The 22,260-nt window shown below is 69.0% G+C and carries 30 protein-coding genes and 1 tRNA gene; 7 read left to right on the top strand and 24 right to left on the bottom strand.

Going from position 1 to position 22,260, the window contains the following annotated elements; genetic code table 11:
• Window positions 1-90: 90 nt before the first annotated feature.
• From ABN273_RS15730 to ABN273_RS15665, 14 genes are all read right to left on the bottom strand, one after another.
• A complete protein-coding gene (locus ABN273_RS15730) occupies window positions 91-591 on the bottom strand; it encodes a hypothetical protein (RefSeq protein ID WP_349449542.1) in 501 nt (166 codons plus the stop codon).
• A complete protein-coding gene (locus ABN273_RS15725) occupies window positions 579-1,007 on the bottom strand; it encodes a hypothetical protein (RefSeq protein WP_349449541.1) in 429 nt (142 codons plus the stop codon). The genes ABN273_RS15730 and ABN273_RS15725 overlap by 13 nt, the downstream gene beginning before the upstream one ends.
• Window positions 1,004-1,645, bottom strand: coding sequence for a BAR domain-containing protein (locus ABN273_RS15720; RefSeq protein ID WP_349449539.1), 642 nt, complete (start codon window positions 1,643-1,645; stop codon window positions 1,004-1,006). The genes ABN273_RS15725 and ABN273_RS15720 overlap by 4 nt, the downstream gene beginning before the upstream one ends.
• Window positions 1,638-1,943: a hypothetical protein gene (locus ABN273_RS15715; protein WP_349449538.1), complete on the bottom strand. Its 306-nt coding sequence runs from the start codon at window positions 1,941-1,943 to the stop codon at window positions 1,638-1,640. The genes ABN273_RS15720 and ABN273_RS15715 overlap by 8 nt, the downstream gene beginning before the upstream one ends.
• On the bottom strand, window positions 1,940-2,137 hold the full coding sequence (locus tag ABN273_RS15710) for a hypothetical protein (protein ID WP_349449537.1): 198 nt from the start codon (window positions 2,135-2,137) through the stop codon (window positions 1,940-1,942). The genes ABN273_RS15715 and ABN273_RS15710 overlap by 4 nt, the downstream gene beginning before the upstream one ends.
• Window positions 2,134-2,274 carry a hypothetical protein gene (locus ABN273_RS15705; RefSeq protein WP_349449535.1) on the bottom strand — a complete coding sequence of 47 codons (141 nt, stop codon included), beginning with the start codon at window positions 2,272-2,274 and terminating at the stop codon, window positions 2,134-2,136. Before ABN273_RS15705 ends, ABN273_RS15710 begins: the two co-directional genes overlap by 4 nt.
• A complete protein-coding gene (locus tag ABN273_RS15700) occupies window positions 2,271-2,555 on the bottom strand; it encodes a hypothetical protein (RefSeq protein ID WP_349449534.1) in 285 nt (94 codons plus the stop codon). The genes ABN273_RS15705 and ABN273_RS15700 overlap by 4 nt, the downstream gene beginning before the upstream one ends.
• A 158-nt stretch (window positions 2,556-2,713) precedes the next feature.
• Window positions 2,714-2,986 (bottom strand): hypothetical protein, encoded by a 273-nt coding sequence (locus tag ABN273_RS15695; RefSeq protein ID WP_349449533.1) that lies wholly within the window; start codon window positions 2,984-2,986, stop codon window positions 2,714-2,716.
• 13 nt (window positions 2,987-2,999) lie between these two features.
• Window positions 3,000-3,278 (bottom strand): hypothetical protein, encoded by a 279-nt coding sequence (locus tag ABN273_RS15690; RefSeq protein WP_349449532.1) that lies wholly within the window; start codon window positions 3,276-3,278, stop codon window positions 3,000-3,002.
• Window positions 3,279-3,283: 5 nt separating this feature from the next.
• Window positions 3,284-3,541, bottom strand: a complete 258-nt coding sequence (locus ABN273_RS15685; RefSeq protein ID WP_349449531.1) for a hypothetical protein — start codon at window positions 3,539-3,541, stop codon at window positions 3,284-3,286.
• Entirely contained in the window at window positions 3,538-3,840 is a 303-nt protein-coding gene (locus tag ABN273_RS15680; RefSeq protein ID WP_349449529.1) for a hypothetical protein, read from the bottom strand. The genes ABN273_RS15685 and ABN273_RS15680 overlap by 4 nt, the downstream gene beginning before the upstream one ends.
• 83 nt (window positions 3,841-3,923) lie before the next feature.
• The gene (locus tag ABN273_RS15675) at window positions 3,924-4,811 is read right to left on the bottom strand and encodes a hypothetical protein (RefSeq protein ID WP_349449528.1); all 888 of its coding nucleotides are present in this window, start codon (window positions 4,809-4,811) and stop codon (window positions 3,924-3,926) included.
• A gap of 614 nt (window positions 4,812-5,425) precedes the next feature.
• A complete protein-coding gene (locus ABN273_RS15670; RefSeq protein WP_349449527.1) occupies window positions 5,426-6,670 on the bottom strand; it encodes a hypothetical protein in 1,245 nt (414 codons plus the stop codon).
• 94 nt (window positions 6,671-6,764) lie between these two features.
• Window positions 6,765-6,838: transfer RNA gene (locus ABN273_RS15665), tRNA-Arg, on the bottom strand.
• A gap of 229 nt (window positions 6,839-7,067) precedes the next feature.
• Here ABN273_RS15665 and ABN273_RS15660 point away from each other — a divergent pair.
• Together ABN273_RS15660 and ABN273_RS15655 are read left to right on the top strand one after the other, a co-directional pair.
• Window positions 7,068-7,850 (top strand): phosphotransferase, encoded by a 783-nt coding sequence (locus ABN273_RS15660; RefSeq protein ID WP_349449526.1) that lies wholly within the window; start codon window positions 7,068-7,070, stop codon window positions 7,848-7,850.
• Window positions 7,834-8,760, top strand: a complete 927-nt coding sequence (locus ABN273_RS15655; protein ID WP_349449525.1) for a cobalamin biosynthesis protein — start codon at window positions 7,834-7,836, stop codon at window positions 8,758-8,760. Before ABN273_RS15660 ends, ABN273_RS15655 begins: the two co-directional genes overlap by 17 nt.
• A gap of 69 nt (window positions 8,761-8,829) precedes the next feature.
• Here ABN273_RS15655 and ABN273_RS15650 read toward each other — a convergent pair whose 3' ends face one another.
• Both ABN273_RS15650 and ABN273_RS15645 read right to left on the bottom strand, forming a co-directional pair.
• Window positions 8,830-9,063: a hypothetical protein gene (locus ABN273_RS15650; RefSeq protein WP_349449523.1), complete on the bottom strand. Its 234-nt coding sequence runs from the start codon at window positions 9,061-9,063 to the stop codon at window positions 8,830-8,832.
• A gap of 91 nt (window positions 9,064-9,154) precedes the next feature.
• Window positions 9,155-9,949, bottom strand: coding sequence for an exodeoxyribonuclease III (locus tag ABN273_RS15645; protein ID WP_349449522.1), 795 nt, complete (start codon window positions 9,947-9,949; stop codon window positions 9,155-9,157).
• 57 nt (window positions 9,950-10,006) lie between these two features.
• Between ABN273_RS15645 and ABN273_RS15640 the strand changes: the two genes are divergently transcribed.
• Entirely contained in the window at window positions 10,007-10,339 is a 333-nt protein-coding gene (locus ABN273_RS15640; protein WP_349449521.1) for a DUF4326 domain-containing protein, read from the top strand.
• Window position 10,340: 1 nt separating this feature from the next.
• Here the strand turns inward: ABN273_RS15640 and ABN273_RS15635 are convergent, their stop codons facing one another.
• The gene (locus ABN273_RS15635) at window positions 10,341-10,970 is read right to left on the bottom strand and encodes a hypothetical protein (RefSeq protein ID WP_349449796.1); all 630 of its coding nucleotides are present in this window, start codon (window positions 10,968-10,970) and stop codon (window positions 10,341-10,343) included.
• A gap of 21 nt (window positions 10,971-10,991) precedes the next feature.
• On the opposite strand from ABN273_RS15635, the gene ABN273_RS15630 reads away from it, so the two are divergent.
• Window positions 10,992-11,186, top strand: coding sequence for a hypothetical protein (locus tag ABN273_RS15630; RefSeq protein ID WP_349449520.1), 195 nt, complete (start codon window positions 10,992-10,994; stop codon window positions 11,184-11,186).
• Here ABN273_RS15630 and ABN273_RS15625 read toward each other — a convergent pair.
• Window positions 11,162-12,721: an ABC transporter substrate-binding protein gene (locus ABN273_RS15625; protein ID WP_349449519.1), complete on the bottom strand. Its 1,560-nt coding sequence runs from the start codon at window positions 12,719-12,721 to the stop codon at window positions 11,162-11,164. The genes ABN273_RS15630 and ABN273_RS15625 overlap by 25 nt on opposite strands.
• A 196-nt stretch (window positions 12,722-12,917) precedes the next feature.
• Between ABN273_RS15625 and ABN273_RS15620 the strand changes: the two genes are divergently transcribed.
• Together ABN273_RS15620 and ABN273_RS15615 are read left to right on the top strand one after the other, a co-directional pair.
• Complete coding sequence (locus ABN273_RS15620) at window positions 12,918-14,780, top strand: sensor histidine kinase (protein WP_349449518.1); 1,863 nt, start codon at window positions 12,918-12,920, stop codon at window positions 14,778-14,780.
• Window positions 14,773-15,129, top strand: coding sequence for a DUF742 domain-containing protein (locus tag ABN273_RS15615; RefSeq protein WP_349449517.1), 357 nt, complete (start codon window positions 14,773-14,775; stop codon window positions 15,127-15,129). Before ABN273_RS15620 ends, ABN273_RS15615 begins: the two co-directional genes overlap by 8 nt.
• Here ABN273_RS15615 and ABN273_RS15610 read toward each other — a convergent pair.
• Window positions 15,107-16,513 (bottom strand): MFS transporter, encoded by a 1,407-nt coding sequence (locus ABN273_RS15610; protein WP_349449516.1) that lies wholly within the window; start codon window positions 16,511-16,513, stop codon window positions 15,107-15,109. The genes ABN273_RS15615 and ABN273_RS15610 overlap by 23 nt on opposite strands.
• A 75-nt stretch (window positions 16,514-16,588) precedes the next feature.
• Between ABN273_RS15610 and ABN273_RS15605 the strand changes: the two genes are divergently transcribed.
• On the top strand, window positions 16,589-17,047 hold the full coding sequence (locus ABN273_RS15605; protein ID WP_349449515.1) for a MarR family winged helix-turn-helix transcriptional regulator: 459 nt from the start codon (window positions 16,589-16,591) through the stop codon (window positions 17,045-17,047).
• On the opposite strand, the gene ABN273_RS15600 is transcribed toward ABN273_RS15605, so the two are convergent.
• The 5 genes from ABN273_RS15600 to ABN273_RS15580 are packed head-to-tail and all read right to left on the bottom strand — an operon-like array spanning window position 17,040 to window position 22,253.
• The gene (locus ABN273_RS15600; protein WP_349449795.1) at window positions 17,040-17,906 is read right to left on the bottom strand and encodes an ABC transporter ATP-binding protein; all 867 of its coding nucleotides are present in this window, start codon (window positions 17,904-17,906) and stop codon (window positions 17,040-17,042) included. The genes ABN273_RS15605 and ABN273_RS15600 overlap by 8 nt on opposite strands.
• Before the next feature lie 2 nt (window positions 17,907-17,908).
• Window positions 17,909-18,787, bottom strand: coding sequence for an ATP-binding cassette domain-containing protein (locus ABN273_RS15595; protein WP_349449514.1), 879 nt, complete (start codon window positions 18,785-18,787; stop codon window positions 17,909-17,911).
• Entirely contained in the window at window positions 18,784-19,626 is an 843-nt protein-coding gene (locus ABN273_RS15590; protein ID WP_349449513.1) for an ABC transporter permease, read from the bottom strand. The genes ABN273_RS15595 and ABN273_RS15590 overlap by 4 nt, the downstream gene beginning before the upstream one ends.
• Entirely contained in the window at window positions 19,623-20,639 is a 1,017-nt protein-coding gene (locus tag ABN273_RS15585) for an ABC transporter permease (protein ID WP_349449512.1), read from the bottom strand. Before ABN273_RS15585 ends, ABN273_RS15590 begins: the two co-directional genes overlap by 4 nt.
• A 3-nt stretch (window positions 20,640-20,642) precedes the next feature.
• On the bottom strand, window positions 20,643-22,253 hold the full coding sequence (locus tag ABN273_RS15580; protein WP_349449511.1) for an ABC transporter substrate-binding protein: 1,611 nt from the start codon (window positions 22,251-22,253) through the stop codon (window positions 20,643-20,645).
• Between the last annotated feature and the right edge of the window lie 7 nt (window positions 22,254-22,260).

Here is a 22,260-nt window from a genome sequence, read left to right as displayed (position 1 = left end):
TGGATTGCCTTTCTCAGGTGATAAGCGAAGTGGCCGGACCCTGTGATGGATCCGGCCACTTCGTCAGCGGTACTGATTACGGAATTGGACCTACTGTTGAGGGATGGGGGTAGGCAGCCCGAGCTTGGCGTTGCTCGGGCCGAGGATGTAGGGCACGCCGAGCTTGGCGGCGCGTGCGATCGCGGTCTCTCCGTCCACAACCCACTCTCGGATCCGCCACCGGCCGCGCTGCAGATCCACCAGCGCGTATTCGCCGTAGCGTCGGTCGGACTCGGTGCCGCCCGACATGATCGGCCCCATCGGCCTGTAGCGGCGGGCACCGTCCGGCAGGACGACGTGGTGCGAGGCGTGCGGCTGGCAGCGGGTACATGCGCTTGGAGCACCGCGATCGAGCACGCACAGCTCCCGGTAGGTGCCGACCTGCTCGTAGCCTCGCCCGAGCTCCACCAGATCGGGGCATCCAGGCACGTGCAGCAGCTTCCGGCCCTGCTCGTTGGATGTGACGCGCCAGGTGTGCGAGCCGTCCGGGTCCTGGTAGTGAGCGCCGTTCAGCAAGGTCAGCGTGAACCTGAGCGGCTTCAGCGGGCGCATGACGCCTCCTGCAGACGGGTGGCGAACGTGGTGTACGGGTCGGCGTGGCCGCCCAGGTCATAGGCGACGCGCAGCCGCACCTTGCCGGGCCGGCCCGGGTCGCTTCCCGCCTCGACGTAGATATTGATGACGGTGCCGACGCGCTCGCCGACCGCAGCCCGGTCGCCGATGCGGAAGGCGCTCATCGCGGCTCGGTCGCCCCGCACGTAACGCGCGATGTCGCGCCGGCCGAGGTGCTGGAAGCCCTCCATTCCCGGCTTGCGGATCTGCGCGAACGCTGGGGCGCTGCCGTCGAACGCCACCTGGACGATCCACTCGTCGCGATCCAGGACCAGCATCCGGCCGCCCGTATGCGGCTCGGTGGTGATGGTCCACTCATCCCGCTGGCCGCGGGCCTCTAACGTGTGCGGGTTCATCGGTCTCCTTCCGGTTGGATGATCGTCATGTGCTTGGATCGGGCGTGCCGCCCTACCGGGTCCTCCGGGTGAACCGCCAACTCGACGAGGCAGCCGGGGCCACGCATCGCGCTGCGCTCGATGTAGTGCGCGGCCTTCAGCGTCTCGTTGTCCGGGTGGGGGCCGCCGAGCTCAACGAACCGCCACACGACGACCTGGCCGGTCGTCTCGTACCGGATGTGCACCTCGGCGCCGATCTTCAGGTCGCACCACCGGGTGTCGTCGTCCGGCATGACATCGTCGTCGCGGTAGAGCCGGGGGTCGCGGGGCGCGTAGAAGTCGTTCCACACCGCTTCGACCTCGGCCGCGGCCAGTTCGAACAGGCGTGGCCGCGCGGCCACCTGGGCGTCGCGTCGGGCCTGGTCCTCGTCGCGGCGCGCGACGGTGAGCGCCTGCTTGGCCTTGTCGAACGACTTCTCGGCGCGCTGGCTCGCTTCGGCGCTGCCGTGGAAGCCGTTCTCCTTGGCATCGCGCCGCTGCGCCTCGACAAGGTGCCGCTCGGCGGACTCGAGCATCTGCTGCGGGTAGCGCATGTCACGCGCCACCAGCAGGTAGGCGTCGAGTGCGGCGTCGCCGGTGGCGACGAGCTGGTCACGCACTCTTGATCTCCCATCCGTACGGGGTGATTTGCTTGATGAGGTCGCGGATGTCGTTGGCACCCTCGGCCTTGCGGGTCTTGTGCGGCTGGTCCTGCGGGTGCCACGTGATCGAGACGCGCAGCGCCCGCCCCTTCCACTTGGACACGTACATCACGCCGAACCACCGGGCTCCGGGCTGGTCCAGGACGAGCTCCCACGACGCGCCATGCGCAGCGTCGGGCACCTTGACGGTGAACCCGGCCTCCTCCAGGCGGTCGATGATCTGACTGGCCACACGGTTGGGCTGGAACGCGGTCATGTGATGGTCCCTTCGAACAGGTTGGGGGTGTAGCCGGGAATCAGCTCGGCGTCCTCGTCGCACAGCCGGTATCGGTGCCCGTCGATGACCACCGCGGCGGCCACGAGCGGGACGCTGCATCCGGCCGCCATGCACGGCCCGTGCTCGTCCGCCCGCAGCCGATCCCAGGCGATGCCCTCGGCCGGCCCGGTCATAGGCCCGGGTCGGCGTCGGAGATCCCGTCGTCGAACCATTCGCTCGGGTCCTGCATGAGCACGCAGTCGGGGTCGCAGTCCTGGTCGGCGGCAGCGCCGCACATAGGGCACGGCTCGGTGGTGAGGTACACGTTCACAGGACCCCGGCCTCCTCCAGCCGCGCGTACGAGGCCGTCCGGCTGGTGTTGAACTCCTCCTGCGTGGCGACCTCGCGGCAGAACTTGCACCTGTAGCGCTGCGGGGTGGCGACGGGGGTCTCCTTCACGACCAGCACGACACCGTGCAGGCAGATGCCCATCCGGTCGCAGGCGGCGTACAGGGCGTCGCCTGCGGCGTCCAACTGGGCCTGCTCCAGGTCGGCGTCACGCCGGGCGGTCTCGATCGCCTCGGCCTCTGCGCCGAAGTCGTCGTCGAACATGTGAAACTCCCATCGAGAGGTGTGAAGGGGTGGTGCAGATGTGGAATTCCTGTCGGTCCGGTGCGTTACCGTGGGGGACCTGTGGTTCTCTATGGCGTTGAGAACTGGCTTGGTGATAGGTGGCCGGACCCATGTGGCGTGGGTCCGGCCTTCGCCATTCAGGACGTGGGGAACGTCAGCTCGCGAGCGTCGATGACGGTCTCGCCGCAGCCGCCGCACCAGTAGTAGCCACGCCAGTCGGGGTTCTCCTCACCGTTGGCGTAGGTGTCATTGGCGAGCAGTTCGCCGGTCTTGGTGGAGGGGTGGAACCCGCCGGTTTCGGCGATGTTGCCGCAGCCGCAGACAAACGAGTGGTCGGGCCAGAGGAATACCTGACCGGGCGGCGGAACCAGGTCATGTCCTGGAACAGGAATCGGAATGACGATCTTCAAGATGACCTCCTGGTCAGGCGGGAAGGACCCGCACGCTGTAGTGGTTGATGCGGTCGATCCACACGCCCGCGGGCAGACTCAGCTCAGGCACTTCGGGCCCGTACTCCAGCGCTCCCCCGAAGGGGACGGCGTACGTCCAGCCGTCCGGCCCGTATTCCCAGGCGATGACGCGGCCGGCGCCGTCGTCCCAGTCGGCGTCCATGAGCTGCGGCCCGTAGTCGGGCTGAGCGTCGAACACCGTGGCGATCAGGTCTCGCACCTGCTCGGCGGCCTCGTCGGTGAGAATGCTCATCGACGTCACCCGACTTGGCACGCGATCAGCGCGTCGAGCAGCGGCATGTCGTACGCCATCGCCTTGTAGACCGCCTCGTTGGCCATCCCGCGGCCCCAACCCTCTTCGTGGAGGACCTTGATCAGGGCGTCGCGCACGTCGCCGTAGGCGCCGCCGCGCTGAACGGCCAGCCGCTGGTTGTCGGCCTGGTTGAGCAGTCGCAGCGTCTCCAGCAGGTGCTCAGCGATGGCTCGGGTGCTGGTGTCCATCGTCGGCGCGGTCACAGCTGACCGTCCATCTCGGCGACGGCCTGGTGGATGCCGATGCCGCTGGTGAGCGCATGGTCGATGGCCTCCTGCGCCAGCTTCACGCCCACGGACTGAGTGCGCAGCAGCGACACCAGCGCGACCTTCAGGTCCGAGTACGCGCGGCTGAAGTGCTCCCCGGACTCCACGCGCAGCGCGGCCGCCTTGCGCAACCCGTCGAGCAGGTGGTCCGCCAGCTCGATCGGGCACAGCCGCTCGTCGCCGGGCTCGTCGAAGCTGGCAGCCGCCTGAGCGGTGCCGGGGATCTGGTCGAGCATCGTATGTTTCCTTCCGGATAAGGCGAAGCCCCGCCGGTGGGCGGGGCTTCGGATTCTGTTATCGGTACCGCTTACGGAATTGGCTATGCAGCGAGGTGGGCGAGCAGCGCCGCGTTCTCCTCGGTTGTGAGGTCGTCGTACGTGAGCCCGTCCAGGTCGTGGCTGGTGTTGGCCTCGACCCAGCCCTGCGCCTGCTCGATCACCTCGTTGAAGGCGATGAGAAGGGCATGGTCGCGAGCGCTCGGAGTTTCAGGGGTGGGCGCGGTGGTGTCGGGCCGGATCAGCTTCGCGGCTCGCGCGGAGATGATGCGTCCGATCTTCACGGTGGTGGTCGTCTGCCCGTCCCGCTCGGCCTGCGCGTAGAGGTCGCCGTTGAACAGGTCGTGCTCGACGGCGCGGCAGATGTGGCCACCGACCCCGATCCAGTCGAGTTCCGGATCGGATGGTTCGACGGCGCGCTCGTCGAAGATCCTGTTCAGGACGTCCCACGCTTTGTCCCGGCAGGTGCCGAACGGAATGAACGGATGGTGTGTGTCGAGCAGTTCGGATGCGATGGACCAGGCGATGGCGCCGAGCACATCTTGCTTGTCGGCAGCGGCTGCGCTGGCGTCGGCGGCGATCTCGGCCGTCCCGGGGATGATGCCGGGGCGGATGCGTGACAGCTCGTCGGTGAAGCGGGTGTTCGGCAGCCACAGGTGGAGCTCGTCGTGGCCCGATCCGAACACGTGGCGGCCCAGGTCGGTAGCGAAGTCGTCTCCCTCGACCTTCGCGGCGGTGTCGATGAAGAGGTTCGTCAGCTCGTGGCGGTCGAGGGCGATGCCGGGGAAGGCGATGCAGATGGAGGGTTGGCCCTCGGCCGGGATGGTGGAGGTGATGGCGTGGGCGGGGGTCCCCTGCATGGCGTCGAGGATGCGGTTGAGGGTCTGTCGGTCGAGGGCGCGGGGTTGATCGGTCGCCGTGGTGTCGCTCATGCGGTTCTTCCTTCGATGTTTTGGCTGGTCGGTACGTTTTCGATCTTTGTTGGTGCTGTGAGGACCTTAGCAGAGTCATCACACGTTCGTATACCTATCTAATAGGAGTCATGAAGTGTGATCGTTTACGCAGTTCAGGAGCTCTGTAGTAGGCCCTGAGACGCTTAGGACATCTCATGTACCGATTGACCGGTCACGGTCTGAAAGTCCGTCAGCGTGGACGATGACACGCATTACGCGGTTCTCTGCGCGTCATCTACCGATGTCATCGCTCGCCGAACGAGGCGTAGACAGCCCGGGACCAAGGCGCGCCGCGCGTTCAGCCCGAGCACGCGCCCGGGCCCGCCCCAACGACTCCGCGCGCCGGCGCTCTGCAACGTTGGCACGCTCCTCGCCCTCGGCCTGCACCTCCGCCGTCCCGCGTGTCCTCCGCTCAGTGGCCGCCTGTTCAATGACGTCGGCCGCCGCAGCATCCGCCAGCCTCCACCGCGCCGGGTCTCGCGCAGCCTCCCGTCGGCGTGCCCGCTCCGCCTCAAGGTCGCGCAGCACTGCGGCGGCCTGGGGCGAAGCCTGCTTGAGCACCTCGCGGAGCATGGCCAGACCTTCCTCCCGATTCACCGGCCCCTCCGCGCCAGCGACGCGACGATCTCCGCTTCGCGTTCCTGGCGGCGACGCTCCAACTCGGCACGCGCCACCCGGAACGCCTCGTTCGGATCAGCGCGGCCGACCGCGTCGGCTCCAGGGGGTGGTGCCAGCGCCTCCGCGCGGCTGAGCTTCGACTCCTCACCCAGCTCGATCCCTGCGGCGGCCGCGGCGGCCTGACGCTCCAGCCTGCGCCGTTCCTGTTCCGCGCGGCGCCGCCCAGCGGCCAGGGCCTCTCGCTGCGACCGAGACGCCAGCACGAACCTGCCCTCCGCCAGCCACGCCGCCAGGCGGTGCCGAACCCAGCCTGGGATATGCCGCAGCTCGTCCACGCTCAGCCATGTGTAGGTCCAGGCGCTGCCGTCCGGGCGGACATCAAGTGCGTGCAGTACGTCGGCGGGCGTCCAGCCAGCGATGAGGAAGGGCCGCAGCAACCAGCGCAGGTACCAGGGCGTCATGTGCCGGAGCACATTCGACTCCTGCCGGAGGCGTTCGCACGCTGCGAGTCGATCACGTTTGGTCCTCGGCGATTGGTACAGACGCCACGTCGGCGAGATGCGCGAGTTGCGGTGGGCATGGAGAGGGGCCTCGCGCGTGCGCATGGGATCTTCCTTGTCTCTCCTAGGGAGAGACAAGGAAGGGGGTTCACTTACGCGTTTTACCTGGTCAGAAGAGGTGTCTTCGGTCGGGACAGGCGTGATTTCGCGGGGGATGCACAGCACCCAGAGGGCCGCTCGGTTGCCCATGCCGTCGTCGTCCAGGCCCGCAGCGGTGCCCTTCCGGAAGCGGACCGTGGATCCCTGCTCGACGACGCCGAGCCAGCCATGCTCACGGAGCCAGCGCACCCAGCGCTTCACGGTCGCCTTGGACAGGCTGGTGCGCGCGCAGATGCCTGCAATCGTCGGACGGGAGCACATCGTCTTCCAGTCAGCGGCCCAGGCGATCACCTGGGCGACGCGAAGCAGGTTGCCGTATCCGTCGTAGCGGAGGCCGAGGACCTCAGGGTCCTCACGCAGAGCGCGCAGGAACGCCTGCTGGTCGGGGGTGCGGCGCATGCCGCGCGGCACGGAGGCCAGGATGAGCGCCTTCGACGGCGCGACAGCAAGAACGGGCGCGTCCGACACGCCAGCGGCCGACGCCGTCACTGCGACGCCCCCGCCCGGCAGGTCGCAGCGGACGGCGAAACCAATCCGCGTATAGTCCGTGAACGGCGGCACACGAGGGCCGCGACTGGCACTCGGTGGCACACGCCGAAAGTTGAGCGGTCGGCGTTCCCGCAGGTCAGGCCATGATTTTTCCTGGCCAGAGAAGCGCGCCCTGCAGGATTCGAACCTGCGACCGTCGGATTAGAAGTCCGGTGCTCTATCCAGCTGAGCTAAGGGCGCTCCCGCCTTATTGTGCATGATCCGGCGACTTGTCACGCACACGTTTTCCTCGTGTCAGTCTGTCAGGCCGATCACACCCCACATGACCAGGGCCCCCAGCACTGCCGCTGCCGACGTCCAGCCGGTGGCGCGGCGGGGTGTGTGGGCCTCTGGGAGGATATCGGGCGCGGCGGCCGGGCTGCGAAAAGGCCGGGCGGGGGCGGGGCAAAAGGGTCTAAGCTCTCGTGGCATGGTCGCGACGCTCCTGCATGAGATCCCCTTGCAGGGCGGCGACGTGACTGACGGGGTGGTGCGGGTCGGTGACACCGTACGGAGACCGGCCAGTACGTCGACGCCCGCTGTGCATGCCCTCCTCCGGCACCTCGAGGCCGCGGGGTTCGAAGGGGCGCCGCGGGCGTTGGGGATGGACGAGCTGGGGCGCGAGATCCTCACCTATGTGCCGGGCACGACGGGGCTGCGGATCGAGAGCGTGACCGATGAGGCGCTGACCGGGCTTGCGGTGTTGGTGCGGGGATATCACGATGCGACCGCCGGGTTCCCGCTGACGCTCGACGGATGGGCATACGGGTCGAATGACGACAAAGCGCCAGAAATCGTCGGACACTGTGATTTAACGCCAGATAATGTGATCTTTCGTGAAGAGCGGCCCTGCGCGATGATCGACTTCGACCTGGCCCGCCCGACGACCCGGCTCTTCGACATCGTCACCACGCTCCGCCACTGGGCCCCCATCGCCGACCCCGTCGACCGGCACCCGCTCCTCCGCGACCTCGACGTGGGTGCCCGGCTGCGGCTGTTCTGCGACGCGTACGGCGTGCCGCCCCGCGACCGCCGCCGCCTCCTCGAGCTGGCCAGGCTGCGCTTCCACCGCTCCTACACCGTCATGCGCACCCGCGCATCTGCGGGCGGCGGCTGGGCGAAGATGTGGGCGGGCGGCGCCGGCGAGCGCATCCGCCGCGCGGCCGCCTGGCTGGACGCGCACGAGGACGAGCTCCATGCCCACCTGGTGTGACCCGCTGGGGCTCGCCCTCGGGGTGGCCCTCGACCAGGTGTTCGCCGACCCGCAGAGCCCCGCCCACCCGGTCGCCGTCTTCGGGCGTACCGCCGCGAAGATTGAAAAATCCCTGTACGCGGATAAAAAGGCGCATGGAGTCGTACATGTCGTCATATGCGTGGGGGGTGCGGCCGCGCTGGGCGTGCTCGCACAACGAGTCCCCAAGGCACGTACGGTCGTCACAGCCGCCGCCACCTGGGCCGTGCTCGGCGGCACCACGCTCGCCCGCGAGGGCGAGTACCTCGCGGGCGCCCTCGAACGCGACGATCTGGCACGGGCCAGGGCCAGGCTCCCCCACCTCTGCGGCCGCGACCCCTCGCAGCTCGAGGCCAAGGAACTGGCCAGGGCCACGGTCGAGTCGCTGGCCGAGAACACCTCCGACGCCGTCGTGGCCCCGCTCTTCTGGGGCGCGGTGGCGGGGGTGCCGGGGCTGCTGGCGTACCGGGCGATCAACACGCTGGACGCGATGATCGGCCACCGTTCGCCCCGCTACGAGCGGTTCGGCTGGGCGGCGGCGAGGCTGGACGACGTCGCGAACTACCTACCGGCCAGGGTGACGGGCCTGCTGACGGTGGTGACCGGCCCGAGCCCGGCCCGCGCGCTGGCGGTGCTGCGGAGGGACGGCCACCGGCACCCCAGCCCGAACGCCGGCCGGTGCGAAGCGGCCTTCGCCGGCGCGCTCGGCGTCACCCTCGGCGGCACGAACGTCTACCAGGGCAGGACCGAGCACCGCCCGACCATGGGCGACGGCCCCGAGCCCGACGTCAAGGACATCCGCCGGGCCGTGCGCCTGACCCGGGCGGTCAGTCTGGCCGCCGCCGGGGCGGCCATGCTGACTGCCTGGGCCCTGAAAAATCGCCACAAATAGGTCGTGACAATCGGATTGGAAGATTGCGGACCGCGACGCAATTGCACGAGATCAGCTATTGATGGCTTTTCACATCACGCGGTTGAGGTTGAGCACCAGCCAGACGACGAATAGCGCGACCAAAGTGATCCCGATCATCGACTTCGCGGCGTTCTGCGCAACCTCCTTCCTGGCGACGACCTGCTTGGCGCTCTGCTTCCAGACCTGACGCATAACGATCATGTTCTGGAACCGGCGGCCGAGGGCGAACACGGCGAGCGCGATGATGATGAATAAGATGATGCGACCGTCTGCAGGTTCCACGGAGCTCCCCCTGTGGCCTCGAACGTAACTCTCGCCCCCGAAACATTCAGAGGACTCAGGATACTCGGACGACAGCGGTTTGTAATTGGAATTATGGCTCGAGATCGACCACGATCGGCGCGTGATCGGAGGGGCCTTTCCCTTTGCGGGCCTCTCGGTCGACGTACGCCGAGCGCACCCGTCCGGCGACGTCCGCGCTCGCGTAGACCAGGTCGATGCGCATCCCCATGTTCTTGTGGAACATCCCGGCCCGGTAATCCCAGTACGTGAACGGGTGCGGGCCCTTCATCGGCGTCGGCACCACGTCGTGCAGCCCCAGCCCACGCAGCTCCGCCAGGGCCTGGCGCTCGGCCGGGGTGACGTGGGTGGCGCCGACGAACAGCGCGGGATCCCATACGTCGGCGTCCGTGGGCGCCACGTTGTAGTCGCCGCACGCCACGAGAGGCATGGTCAGCTCGGCCGCCAGCGCCTCCCGCAGGGCGGCGAACCAGTCGAGCTTGTACGCGTAGTGCGGCGAGTCCACGGTGCGGCCGTTCGGCGCGTACAGGGACCACACGCGCATGCCGCCGCAGGTCGCGCCGATCGCGCGGGCCTCGGGCGTGGCCGCGCCCACCCCGTCGAGCTCCCCGAACCCCGGCTCGCCGGGGAAGCTGAGCGTCACGTCGTCGAGCCCGACCTTGGACAGCAGGGCGACGCCGTTCCACCGTCCGTCGCCGTGGGCGGCGGCGGCGTAGCCCAGCGCGCCCACCTCCGCCATGGGGAACGCCTCCGCCGGGCACTTGGTCTCCTGGAGGCAGAGGATGTCGGGCTTGGCCTCGGCCAGCCATTCGAGGAGGCGGGGCAGGCGGGCCTTCACGGAGTTGACGTTCCACGTTCCGAACCGCATGCCTCTACCCTGCCACCCGTCGCGCCCCACGCATAATGGTCACGGAGAGGAGGCGCCATGCCACGCCGCGTCAAGGTCGAGGGTGACCGGTTCCACGGCCGCGTGCCTGAGGGGGCCGTGTACGTGGGACGCGAGTTCCCCGGTCACAAGCGCAGCCCGTTCGCCAACCCACACAGCCTGTCTCCCAAGGGCTGCCGGGTCTGCGGCGGGCAAGTACACGTGCGGTCTCAGGTGATCCCGCTCTACCGGGCCCACCTCCAGGAGCACCCCGAGCTGGTCGAGCAGGCCCGTCGGGAGCTCGGCGGCAAGGACCTCGCCTGCTGGTGCGACCCCGATCAGGAGTGCCACGCCGACGCGCTGCTCGACGTCGTCGCAGGAGAAGCACCGTAAGTCAGGGTCGGCTGCGCGCCACGCCCACGGTGATCTCGTTGCCGAGCCTGCGTCCCATGAGCAGTTCGAGGTCGTCGCCGCTCCAGAACTTGCCCGGGTCGTACCAGTTGGGCCGCCGCCCGCTGGGCAGCAGGCCCATCTCCTCGTACGTGACGGCCACCACCTCGGCGCAGTACGCGCTCTCCAGCGTCTCCTCCTTGAGGCGGCGGCGCAGCCGCGGGATGCGCCCCTTGGCCCAGCGGCCGGCCAGGCGGGCGGTGGAGGGGAACGGGGTGCCGTCGAGCCGGGCCACCGTGCGCAGGGCCGCGTCCTCCATCTCCTGCGTCGCCTCCGGCTCGAGCTGGCGCAGCCAGCCTCGCTGGCCGTAGCGGTCGGCCCACGTGGTCACCGCGTCGCGCAGGTCATGCAGCTGCACCCCGCGGTGGTGGGTGCCCGCCCACAGGTCGAGCAGCGACTTGCCCAGCTCGGCGTGCCACATCATCGGGGGCATGTCCTCGATCACGATGGCCATGCCCACGTGGTTGACCGGGCTGTTGGTCATCGTCTGGATGGCGCGGTCGGGCACCGAACGCCCGCGGAAGATCCACAGATCGCCGGTCCTCGTCACCCTGACGGCCTCGTCGAGAGTCAGCACACCGCTAGCCTAGGCAACATGCGCATGCGCTGGTGGAAGATGCTGGGCCTGGCGGGGATCATGGGGGTGGCGGCAACGGGAGTGGTGATCGCGCGCGCCGAGCGCCGCCGCCGCGCCTACACCCCCGAGGAGATCCGGGCGCGCCTGAGGGAGCGCGTCCTCACGGAGCCGGGCCACGAGGACGAGGGTCAGCCTGAAGGCCGCAGGTCGTAGACGAAGACCACGTCCGGATAGGCCGGGTTGTCGTCGTAGCCCTGCACGGCGCCCTGGTAGGCCCGCTGGTAGTTGACCGCCCAGGGCAGCGCGGCGGCCGCCCGCTGGTCGAGCACCCGCTTCGTGGCCTGCTCGTACGCCCGCTGCGCCGCCCCCTTGTCGGTCACGGTCAGCTCGGGCATGGTGTCGAGCAGCGCGTCCAGGCTGTGGTCGCGCAGGTAGGTCAGGTTGAAGACGGGCGGGTTCCCGCTGTGGAAGACGTTCCCGAACCACGAGTAGCCGTCGGCGTAGTCGGGCCACCAGTACATGACGAAGATGTCCTGACCGCGCTTCTTGCCCAGGTCCCACTGGGCGGTCCAGGGCATCGGCTGGGCGTCGATCGTGACGTTGAGCGGTTTGAGGGCGTACGCGAGCTTGGTGGCGAGCAGGTGCCAGTCCGTGTCGCCCTCCCCGTACGTCATCTTCAGCCGCAGCGGCCGGCCGCCCGGGCCGTACCCCGCCCTGGTCAGCAGCTGGGCCGCACCCGCCAGGTCCTGCCGGGGCACGCGGCCGGGCACGTGACCCATGAGCCCCTCGGCGACGACGCCGCTGGCCGGGGTGGCGGCGCCCTTCAGGTCCCTGATCAGGCCCTGGTAGTCGACGGCCTTCTGGACGGCGCGGCGCACACGCACGTCGCGCATCGGGCCGCTCGCGGTGTTGAACAGCATCATCGCCGTCTGGAACGAGGGCCGCTCCGACGTGCGTACGCCCGGCTCGGTCGAGGCCTCGGCGAACAGGCGCGGGTTGAGCCGCGGCACGAAGTTCGCCTCACCGCGCTGCAGCAGCCGCCACGCCCGGTCGGGGTCGGGCACGACGCGGAACTTCACCGTGTTGTAGTGCGGCCCGTCCCATCCTCCCCAGTACTTGTCGTACGCGCTGAGCGTGAGCTCCTCCTCCTTGCCCTTCTGCCATTTCGTCACCGTGTACGGCCCCGAGCCGGCGTCCCCGCCGGCCGCGAAGAACTTCCCGAGGTCGGGCGCCGCCTGCGTGTCGTAGATGTAGGCCGCGTACGTGGAGGAGGCCACCAGGTCCAGGGGGACGGGGTACTTCAGCGCGAACGTCACCGTGGCCGGGCCGTCGACTCTGATGGACGAGACGGCGTCCCAGATGTAGGAGGCGCCCATCCTGGCCTTCATCGTGCGCTCGATCGACGCCTTGACCGCCGCCGCGTCCAGCCGCCTGCCGGTGTGGAAGGTCACCCCGGGGCGGAGGTTGAAGGTCCACGTCCGGCCGTCGGGTGAGGAGCGCCACGACGTGGCCAGCCGGGGGCTGGACTTCTTGGTGACCGGGTTCCAGAGGGTGAGCGTCTCGTAGATGTTCTGGAAGGCGACGACCTCGTTGGAATAGGACCTGCTCGGGTCCCATTCGGTGATGATGTCCAGGTTCTTGACGTAGACGAAAGAGGACACCCCCGCCGGGGCCTTCGGCGGCTCCGGAGGCGTCGAGCAGGCCGCGAGGAGCATCAGCGCGGCGGCCGCTGCGAGACGACGGCGCAACGCAACTCCCTCTGTCAGCGATGTACTCGGGAAACCTACTCCAAGATCGATAGGATCGGTGCCCAGGTGTCCAAAAGTCCCGAAAAATTGGGCATTCTGGTGATCGAATTGCTATCCTCGGGGCTTGTCCCGTCCGGGGTTGCCAGCAGGGGACCGACCGGAGTGAGGTGCCATGGGTCGTAGCCGAACGATCCGCATGAAGATCATCGGACTACTACTGGTGCCGCTGACCTCCATGGTGGTCTTGTGGGGGGTCATCACCGCCGTCACCGCCACCGAGAGCTTGGAGCTGCGCGAATACAAGACACTCTGGACGAACCTCCGCCTTCCCGCGTACAAACTGATCAGCGAGATTCAGCGTGAACGTCTCGTCTCGGCCAAACTCCTGCGCAATTCGGAGAGCAAGTCGGCCGTGAACGCGCAGCGTACTCGTACCGACGCCGCCAGAGACGCGTTCGAACAGCTCTCCAGCCAATCCAAGGACCGATCGGAAGAAATCCGCACACAAGTGGACGCGGTGAACACGCAGCTCGGCAGGCTCGATGCGATCAGAGGAGAGATCGACACGGGCCTGTCTGACCGTCTGCACACCGTGGAGGCGTACAGCGCGATCGTCGACACCCTGTTCGGCCTGCACAAGCGGGTCGCGCTGATCGACGACATCCCGATCTACGAGCAGTCGCGCGTGGTCATCGACATGGGGTACGCCAAGGAGCTGCTCACCAGGGAGGCGGCCGTCGCCTTCGGGCCGACCACGGCCGCCGAGCGCAGGCTGTTCACCCAGCTCGCCGGCAACCGGCGCTTCCTCGTCAACCAGTCACTAGGCGAGCTCGACCCCGTCCTGCGCGACCCCCAGGTGTCGCTGATCACCTCCCCCGCCTATCAGCGGATGCGGATGATGGAGGACCAGATCGTCGCCGGGCAGGCGCCGCGGGGCTGGCTCGGCACCACGGAGGCGATGGCCAAGTCGTTCCAGGAAGCGCAGATGCAGGCCAGCACGGTGCTGAACGGGCGGGCCGACCCGATCGCCGACCAGGTGCTGTCCAGGGCGCTCCTGCTGGCCGGTACGGCGCTGGGGCTGGTGATCCTGTCGATCGGGTTCTCGCTGCGCATGGGCAACCGGCTGTCGAAGGAGCTGGGCGCGCTCCGGATGGCCGCGCTGGAGGTGGCCCAGGAGCGGCTCCCCCGCGTGGTGGCCAAGCTGCGCAAGGGCGAGACGGTCGAGGTGCCGGAGCTGTCCGTGGCGAGCACCACGGTCGAGATCGACGACGTGGGCCAGGCGTTCTCCACCGTCCAGCAGACCGCCGTCGAGGCCGCGGTCGGCCAGGCGCAGCTCAGCGAGGGCGTCGGGCACGTGTTCCGCAACCTGGCCAGGCGCAGCCAGACTCTGCTGCACCGCCAGCGCATCCAGCTGCAGGACATGCAGCACCGGGCGACCGACCCCGACGCGCTGGACGACCTGTTCAAGCTGGACCACCTGACCACCCGCATGCGCCGCCACGCCGAGGGCCTGATCATCCTCTCGGGCGCCACCCCCGGCCGCGGCTGGAGCCGGCCGGTGCCGATGCTGGACGTGGCCCGCGGCGCGTCGGCCGAGGTGGAGGACTATCAGCGGGTCACCGTCGAGCCGATGTCCGGCCAGCGTCTGGCCGGACCTGTGGTGGGCGACGTGATCCACCTGATCGCCGAGCTCATCGAGAACGCCACCGTCTACTCGCCCGCGCACACCCCGGTCTTCGTGCGCGGCGAGGTGGCGGCCCGCGGCTTCGTCTTCGAGGTCGAGGACCGCGGGTTCGGGCTGAGCGCAGAGGAGCTGGCCGAGTTCAACGAGCGGCTGGCCAGCCCACCGGAGTTCGACCTGGCCGACAGCGACCGGCTCGGCCTTTTCGTCGTCTCCCGCCTGGCCGCCAGGCATGACATCCGCGTGACGTTGCGCGGTTCACCATATGGAGGGACCACCGCGATCGTGTTGATCCCGGAAGAACACGTGGCCGAGCCAGAACCGGAGACCCACGTGACCGAGCCCGCTCGACCCATGCGGGTGGTGCGCAGTGAATGACGAGCGCTGGCTGGACGAGGACGCCGGTCCTATCGTCCCCGCCTACCTGCTGACCAGGGGCCGTACGGTGCCCGCGAGCGAGGCCATCGACCTCATCGCGGTGATCATCACCGCCGGCGGCCTGACGCCGCCGGTGGGCCTTGGCCCCGAACATCTGATCATCCTGCAGAAGTGCACCAAGCCGACCAGGCTCGTGGACGTCGCGGCCGAGCTGAACCTGCCCATCGGCGTGGTCAGGGTGCTGGTCGGCGACCTGCACGCGCAACAGCTCGTGCAGGTCGAGCACCCGCCACCCGCCCCCGACGCGAAGGTGCTGCTCGAGGTGATCAGCGGGTTGAAGGCGCTGTGACCGCCCTGCGGTTGAGGCGCCCGTACCCGGCCGCGAAGACCGCGGCCACGACGCCGGCCAGGGCGGCGGCCCCGAAGACCCGCTGGTAGCCGCCCACGCCCGGCTGGGCGGCCAGGATCGCGGCGATTGCGGCGCCCGCGGTGCTGCCGCCCACGATGCGCACGAGCGCGTTCACGCCCGCCGCCAGGGCCGTCTTGCCGGGGTCCACATGCTCGACGGCCATGGTGCCCAGCGCCGCGTAGCCGACGCCCAGCCCGATGCCCATCAGTGAGGCCGACACGTACAGGTGGGCCGGGCTGCTGTGCTCCACCACCAGCCAGAGCGCCGCCAGCGCGGTGATCGCCGAACCCGCCGCCACCATGGACGAGGCCTGGAAGCGGCGCATGAACCGCCCGGCGAACAGCGAGATCACCAGCATGAAGAGGGTGCTCGGCAGCAGGTAGAAGCCGACCTCCATGGTGGACGCGCCGAAGCCGTAGCCGGTCTTCTCCGGCACCTGGGCGAAGCTCGACATGCCGGTCATGAGGGTGAAGAACGAGAACCCGAGCAGCATCGAGGCCACCGTCGCGCCGATCGTGCCCCTGTGCACCAGCATCGCCATCTCCACCAGCGGCTCGGCCACTCTGCGCTCGACCAGCACCCAGACGACCGCCAGCGCCACCGCGGCGGCGAACAGGCCGAGCACGCCCGGCGAGGTCCAGCCCCACGAGCCGCCCTCGCTGATGGCCAGCAGCAGCGCGACCAGCCAGGCGGTCAGCAGCGCGGCGCCGATCAGGTCGGGGCGGCCCTTGCCGGCCGGGGCGCCGTCGCGGACGAGGAAGGCCACGATCACCATGGCCACCAGCGAGATGCCGCCCGTGATCCAGAACACCATGTGGTAGTCGCCGGACGCGAGCCCGGCCAGGATCATCCCGCCGCCGCTCCCGAACCCCATCGTCGCGCTGATCACCCCGATGCCGGTCGCGAGCTGCTCCCTGGGCAGCAGGTCGCGTGCCACCCCGATGGACAGCGGCACCAGCGCGGCCACGGCTCCCTGCAGCACCCTCGCCACCATCAACCAGGTCAGCGAGGTCGCCAGCGCGGCCATGACCGACCCGACCACCAGCAGGGCCAGGGCCCCCAGGATCATTGGGCGTCTGCCGTACATGTCGCCGAAGCGCGACAACAACGGCGTGGCCACCGCCGCCACCAGGAGGCTCAGCGTCAGTGTCCAGCTCACGGCGGAGAGGGACGCGTGCAGCTCCCGCTGCAGCACGGGAAGCAACGGGACCACCGCGGTGTTCTGCAGTGCGGCGATGGAGGCTGCGAAGGACAGCGAGACCACTGCGGGCCACGGGTTCCTGGTGGACGTGTTGTGTGCCGCGGACGCGACCACTGTCGCCATGTCGGCTCCTTTAGCTAACTTAGGTAAGTAACCAGGCGTTGATACTACATACGTAAGTTAGGTAAGTAAATCAGGATGGACGAAGATCTCAACAGGACGGTCGTGGCGTTCCGCACACTGGTGACCACGCTCCACCGCGCCAAGACGCACGACAGGCTGACCCAGGCCGCCGGCGTCCGGCTCGACCGGCCGGACGTACAGATCCTCGTCCACCTGCTGGACGCGGCCGAGCCGCGCAGGATCGGCGCGATCGCCGAGGGTCTGCAGGTGGAGAGCCCTCACGTGACCAGGCACGTCGCCTCGCTCGAGCAGCGCAAGCTGGTCGAGCGGGTCCGCGACCCCGACGACGGCAGGGCCTGGCGCATCGCGCTCACCGAGGAGGGGGCCGAGGTCGCGAACAGGTGCCGCAGGGTGACGACCGACTGGTTCGAGGGCGCGCTCGCCGACTGGCCGGCGGCGGATCGAGCGGAGCTGTCCAGGTTGATGGGGAAGCTGGCGGACGACCTCTGCTCACATCTGAAAGGCGTTATTTAGGAAGTACGTCCTCCGCGCGGTGGCAGGCGACCTGACGGCCTCCCATGTCCCTGAGCACGGGCGGCTGCTCGCATTCGGGCGCGGCCAGCGGGCAGCGCAGCCTGAAGGGGCATCCGGTCTGCGCGGGCACGGCCTCCGTCCTGCCCTTGGCCTCGGGCGGGGCGCCGCCCAGCTTCGGCACGGCGTCGCGCAGGGCACGCGTGTACGGGTGGGCCGGCTTCGCGAGAAGGTCGCCCGTGGGGCCCGACTCGACCACGCGGCCCGCGAAGAGCACGTGCGAGGTGCGGCAGAGCCGGTCCACGACGGCGAGGTTGTGGGTGATGAGCAGGCGCTCGGTGTCCAGGGAGGCCAGCAGGTCGAGGATCCTGGCCTGGACGGTGACGTCGAGCGCGCTGGTGGGCTCGTCCAGGATGAGCAGGCGGGGTTCGACGGCCAGGGCCCTGGCGATGACCACGCGCTGGCGCTGGCCGCCGGAGAGCTGGTGAGGTCTGCGGGCGGCCACGCCGGGGTCCAGGCCGACCTGTTCGAGCAGGTCCTCCACCTTGGGCCGGGCGCTTCGCGGGAGTGCCTCCGCGATGGAGGCGCCGATGCGCATCCTGGGGTCGAGGGCCTCGGCCTGGAAGACGGGCTGGACGTCTTTACGGAACTTCCGCATGTCCACGTTTTTCAGGGTTTGGTCGCCGTACCAGATGTTTCCGGACATGGGGGTGAGGAGGCCCAGGAACGCGCGCGCCAGGGTCGTCTTGCCCGAGCCGCTCTCCCCTATCAGGCCGACGCCGCCCTCGGTGATGTCCAGGGTCACGTCGTGCACGACCGGGCGGCGGCCGTACCCGAGCGTCACGCCCTCGGCCCTGAGCATGGTCACGGCAGCGCCTCCAGCAGCTCGCGCGTGTACGGATGGGACGGCTCGGCCAGCACCTTCGCGGCGGGCCCAGACTCCACCACCGCGCCGTCCTTCATGACCAGCACCCGGTCGGCGATCGTCGAGACCAGGGCCAGGTCGTGGGAGACCAGCAGGAGCGCCAGGCCGCGCTCCTCTCTCAGCCTGCGCAGGACGCCGACGACCTCGGCCTGCACGGTCACGTCGAGAGCGCTGGTGGGCTCGTCGGCCAGGATCACCTCGGCGCCCAGGGCGATGGCCAGCGCGATGGCGAAGCGCTGCGCCTGGCCGCCGGAGATCTCGTGGGGGTAGCGGCGCAGGATCTCGCGGTCGAGCATGACCGCCTCCACGGCTTCCCCCATGATCTCCTCCAGCCGTCCCTTCCCACCGAGGGGAGGGGTGCGGTTTTTCTGGAGGGAGAGGGACGGGCTGGCGTCCGAGCCCCCACCGGCGCCGGTGTCCGAGCCCTCGCCGGCGCCGGCGTGCGAGCCGGAGTCGGGCCGGCGGTCTGGAGCGCTGCCCACGCCGTGGAGCTTGAGTGCGCGGCGCATCAGGACTCCGAGGCGGGTGGCGGGGCTGAGTGCGGCCTGTGGCGTCTGCATGACCAGCGCCACCCTGGCGCCCCGGATCTCGCGGAGCCGGCGCGGCGCGGCCGTCAGGACGTCAACGCCGCACACCCTTATATGTCCCGAAATTTCGGCGTCTGGGGTGAGGCCGAGCAGTGAGAGCAGCGTGGTCGACTTGCCCGAGCCGCTCTCCCCCACGATCGCGACGCACTCCCCCTGATTCACGTCCAGCTCGGGCACGTCGGCCACGACGCGCCCGCCGTACCGCACCTGGAGGTCACGAACCTCGATCATCTGACCGCCCTTCGCGGATCGAGGGCGTTGCGCAGCCCCTCCCCCAGCACGTTGAACGCGAACGCCGTCACCAGGATCGCGAGTCCGGGGAACGTGACCACCCACCAGTTCGTGGTGAAGAGCGTCTGCCCCTGCTGCACCATCAGGCCCCACTCCGCCGCCGGCTCCTGCGCGCCCAACCCCAGGTACGACAGCGCCGCCGAGGTCAGGATCACGCCGCCGACGTCCAGGGAGAGCTGGACCAGGACGGGGGTGAGGGAGTTCGGCAGCACGTGCCTGAGCACGATCAGCGGCGCGGGCACACCGAGGCACCTGGCGGCGTCCACGTAGCTGCGGGTGGCGATCGAGGCGGCCACGGAGGCGGCCAGCCGGGTGTACCAGGGCCACCACGTCACCGCGATGGCCAGGATGACCGTGTTCACGCTGGGCTGGAGCACCACGGCCAGGGCCAGGGAGAGCAGCAGCGCGGGGAAGGCCAGGAACACGTCCGTGATCCGCATGATCACGTCCCTGATCCAGCCGCCCGCGTACCCGGCGACCACGCCGAGCGTGACCCCGATCACCGACGACACGGCCAGCACCGCGATCGCGATGAACAGCGAGGTGCGGCCGCCGTACAGGACCCTCGTGAGCACGTCCCTGCCCACCTGGTCGGTCCCGAACCAGTGCGCGCCGCTCGGCGGCTGCAGCATTTCCAGCGGCCTGGGCTCGTCCGGGTACGGGGCGAGCCACGGTGCGAAGATCGCGGCCAGGACGACCAGCACGATGAGCACCGCGCCGAACGCGGCGAACCGGTCGGGGATCCTGGGCAGGGTGCGGCGCAGGGGAGCCTCGGTCATCGGGCCCTCGTTCGCGGGTCGACGAAGCCCTGGAGGATGTCCACGACCAGGTTGGCCAGCACGTACACCAGGGCCACCAGCAACGTGACGCCCGCGATGGCCGGGGTGTCCAGCGAGCGGATCGAGTCGGCCGCGTAGCGGCCCAGGCCCGGCCAGTTGAACACGGCCTCGACGAGGAAGCCGTTGACGATGGCGTAGGCGAAGACCAGGGCGATCAGCGACAGGACGGGGTTCAGCGCAGGTCTCAGGGCGAATCTGGTCAGGATGGAGGTCTCGCCGAAGCCGAGCGCCCGTTCCAGCTTGGCGTGGTCCTGACCGGCCTCCTCGATGAGCGCCGCCCTGGTCATCTGGGCGATCACGCCCGTCGGGTACGCGGCCACGACCAGCGCGGGCAGCACCAGGTGCTGGAGCGTGCTGGTGAAGATGGGCCAGTTGCCGGTGATGAGGGCGTCGACGATGGTGATGTTCGTCCAGAGGGTGAGCGGGCTGGTGGTGTCGAGCTTGGAGTCGTACTCGCCCGCGATCGGGAACCAGCCGAGGTTGCTGGCGAAGACCGTCTGCAGGACCAGGGCCAGCCAGAAGACCGGCACGGAGACGGCCAGCATGCTGCCGAACCGCACCCCTATATCCGGAAATTTCGTCTTGTAGCGGGCGGCGAGCACCCCGACCGGGATGCCCACGACGACCGAGATGAGCAGAGCCGTGCCGACCAGCTCAAGAGAGGCGGGAAACGCGAGGTAGAGATCGTCACGCACCGGTTGCCTGGTGTGCAGGCTGATGCCCCAGTCTCCCGAGAACAGGTCGCGCACGTAGTTCAGCAGCTGCACGGGGATCGGGTCGTCGAGCCCGAACTGCTTGCGTGCGGCGGCGAGCTCCTCGGGCGTGGCCTTCGGCCCGGCGAACGCGACCGCCGGATCCCCCGGCACCAGCCGCATGACGGCGAACGTGAGCACGACCACGCCGGCCACGACCAGGAGGGCCTGGCCGAGCCGGCGGGTCAGGTAACGCAGCATGGGTCAGCTTGCGCGCTTGAGGTCGTAGAAGAAGACGACGTTGGGATAAGCGGGATTGTCCACATATCCCGCGACGTCGGCCGTGAGCGCGCGCTGGTAGGTCTGCACGTACGGCACCGCCACCGCCGCCTGCTCCTGGATGATCTTCTTCTGCAGGTCCTGGTACGCCTGGTCGGCCTTGAGCTGGTCGGTGGCCGTGAGCTGCGGCAGCGAGTCGATCTCCGTGTCGATGGCCGGGTCCTTCAGGTACGACAGGTTGAACTGCGGCTTGTCCGCGCTCTTGAACACGTTGAGGAACCAGGAGTAGGCGTCCGGATAGTCCGGATACCAGTACATGACGAAGATGTCCTGCCCCTGCTTCTTGCCCAGGTCCCACTGCGCGTTCCACGCCATGGGCTTGGCCTGCAGCGTCACGTTCAGGCCCTTGAGCGCCGAGCTGAGCAGCGTGACCAGCAGCTTCTGGTCGTCGTCGCCCTGGGCGTAGGTCATCGTGAGCTTGAGCTCCTCGTTGTCGGGGCCGTACCCGGCCTCGGCGAGCAGCGCCTGCGCCTTGGCCAGGTCCTGCTTGGGCTCCATGCCGTTGACGTGGCCGAGCAGCCCCTGCGGCACCAGGCCGCTGGCCTTCTGGCCCGAGCCCTTCAGCGCCGCCGTCAGGCCGTCGTAGTCGATCGCGTACTGGAGCGCCTGCCGGATCTTGACGTCCTTCGTCGGGCCCGCGGCCGTGTTGAACAGGACCAGCAGGTTCTGGAACGACGGCGACGAGGACGTCTTCACGTTCGGGGTCATCCCGGCCTGCTCGAAGAGCTGCGGGTTCAGGCGCTGGACGAAGTTCACCTCGCCCTTCTGCAGGAGCTGCCAGGCCGTAGTGATCTCCGGGGTGACCCTGAAGGCGACCTTCTTGTACTGCTCCGGCTTCCAGCCGCCCCAGTAACTGTCGTAAGCCTTCAGCGTGAGCTCGGTCTCCTTGCCCTTCTGCCAGGAGTCGATCGTGTACGGGCCGGTGCCGGCATCCGACTTGCCGTCCTTGTCCACGGCGTTCACGTCGTAGATGTAGGCGGCGTAGGCGGAGGAGGCGACCAGGTCGAGCGGGGTGGCGTACTTGAGCGTGAACTTCAGCGTGGCCGGGTCCACCGCGTCGATCTTCTTGACCGAGTCCCAGATGTAGGCGGCGCCGCCCTTCTTCTCCATCGTCCGCTCGATGGCCTTCTTGGCGGCCTCGGCGTCCAGCGTGGCGCCGGAGTGGAACTTGACGCCCTGACGCAGCTTGAACGTCCACTCCTTGCCGCCGTCCGCCGAGGACCACTCGGTGGCCAGGCGCGGCTCGGCCTTGCGGGACTGCGAGTTGTACCTGGTCAGGCCCTCGTAGATGTTCTGCATGGCCATGATCTCGTTGGAGTACGAGGTCGCCGGGTCCCAGTCGGTGACCACGTCCAGGTTGGGCACGTAGACGAACGTGCTGTCGTTGGCCTGGGCGGCCGCGGTCGGACTGCCGCTGCTCGCCGCCGGCTTGGGGGTCCCGCCGGCGCCGCGCACCTGGCCGCCCGCGCACGCGGATGCGGTCAAGGCCAAGGCACCGGTGACCCCGGCGACGAGCAGACGCTTGTGCCAGCGCATGGTGGGG

This window comes from Nonomuraea sp. B19D2, from assembly GCF_040137845.1.
GTDB lineage: Bacteria > Actinomycetota > Actinomycetes > Streptosporangiales > Streptosporangiaceae > Nonomuraea.
Note: the sequence above shows the minus strand (reverse complement) of the source record. Positions and strands in the feature narration are given on the sequence as shown.

What these genes read in the sequence shown, in the direction of transcription:
- ABN273_RS15600 (WP_349449795.1), bottom strand. Translation starts at nt 17,906, where the DNA reads ATGCTCAGGGCCGAGGGCGTGACGCTCGGGTACGGCCGCCGCCCGGTC.
- ABN273_RS15620 (WP_349449518.1), top strand. Translation starts at nt 12,918, where the DNA reads ATGAAGATCATCGGACTACTACTGGTGCCGCTGACCTCCATGGTGGTC.
- ABN273_RS15660 (WP_349449526.1), top strand. Translation starts at nt 7,068, where the DNA reads ATGGTCGCGACGCTCCTGCATGAGATCCCCTTGCAGGGCGGCGACGTG.
- ABN273_RS15690 (WP_349449532.1), bottom strand. Translation starts at nt 3,278, where the DNA reads ATGAGCATTCTCACCGACGAGGCCGCCGAGCAGGTGCGAGACCTGATC.
- ABN273_RS15725 (WP_349449541.1), bottom strand. Translation starts at nt 1,007, where the DNA reads ATGAACCCGCACACGTTAGAGGCCCGCGGCCAGCGGGATGAGTGGACC.
- ABN273_RS15630 (WP_349449520.1), top strand. Translation starts at nt 10,992, where the DNA reads ATGCGCATGCGCTGGTGGAAGATGCTGGGCCTGGCGGGGATCATGGGG.
- ABN273_RS15595 (WP_349449514.1), bottom strand. Translation starts at nt 18,787, where the DNA reads ATGATCGAGGTTCGTGACCTCCAGGTGCGGTACGGCGGGCGCGTCGTG.
- ABN273_RS15590 (WP_349449513.1), bottom strand. Translation starts at nt 19,626, where the DNA reads ATGACCGAGGCTCCCCTGCGCCGCACCCTGCCCAGGATCCCCGACCGG.
- ABN273_RS15700 (WP_349449534.1), bottom strand. Translation starts at nt 2,555, where the DNA reads ATGTTCGACGACGACTTCGGCGCAGAGGCCGAGGCGATCGAGACCGCC.
- ABN273_RS15610 (WP_349449516.1), bottom strand. Translation starts at nt 16,513, where the DNA reads ATGGCGACAGTGGTCGCGTCCGCGGCACACAACACGTCCACCAGGAAC.
- ABN273_RS15640 (WP_349449521.1), top strand. Translation starts at nt 10,007, where the DNA reads ATGCCACGCCGCGTCAAGGTCGAGGGTGACCGGTTCCACGGCCGCGTG.
- ABN273_RS15580 (WP_349449511.1), bottom strand. Translation starts at nt 22,253, where the DNA reads ATGCGCTGGCACAAGCGTCTGCTCGTCGCCGGGGTCACCGGTGCCTTG.
- ABN273_RS15585 (WP_349449512.1), bottom strand. Translation starts at nt 20,639, where the DNA reads ATGCTGCGTTACCTGACCCGCCGGCTCGGCCAGGCCCTCCTGGTCGTG.
- ABN273_RS15680 (WP_349449529.1), bottom strand. Translation starts at nt 3,840, where the DNA reads ATGCTCGACCAGATCCCCGGCACCGCTCAGGCGGCTGCCAGCTTCGAC.
- ABN273_RS15605 (WP_349449515.1), top strand. Translation starts at nt 16,589, where the DNA reads ATGGACGAAGATCTCAACAGGACGGTCGTGGCGTTCCGCACACTGGTG.
- ABN273_RS15730 (WP_349449542.1), bottom strand. Translation starts at nt 591, where the DNA reads ATGCGCCCGCTGAAGCCGCTCAGGTTCACGCTGACCTTGCTGAACGGC.
- ABN273_RS15715 (WP_349449538.1), bottom strand. Translation starts at nt 1,943, where the DNA reads ATGACCGCGTTCCAGCCCAACCGTGTGGCCAGTCAGATCATCGACCGC.
- ABN273_RS15710 (WP_349449537.1), bottom strand. Translation starts at nt 2,137, where the DNA reads ATGACCGGGCCGGCCGAGGGCATCGCCTGGGATCGGCTGCGGGCGGAC.
- ABN273_RS15645 (WP_349449522.1), bottom strand. Translation starts at nt 9,949, where the DNA reads ATGCGGTTCGGAACGTGGAACGTCAACTCCGTGAAGGCCCGCCTGCCC.
- ABN273_RS15655 (WP_349449525.1), top strand. Translation starts at nt 7,834, where the DNA reads ATGCCCACCTGGTGTGACCCGCTGGGGCTCGCCCTCGGGGTGGCCCTC.
- ABN273_RS15675 (WP_349449528.1), bottom strand. Translation starts at nt 4,811, where the DNA reads ATGAGCGACACCACGGCGACCGATCAACCCCGCGCCCTCGACCGACAG.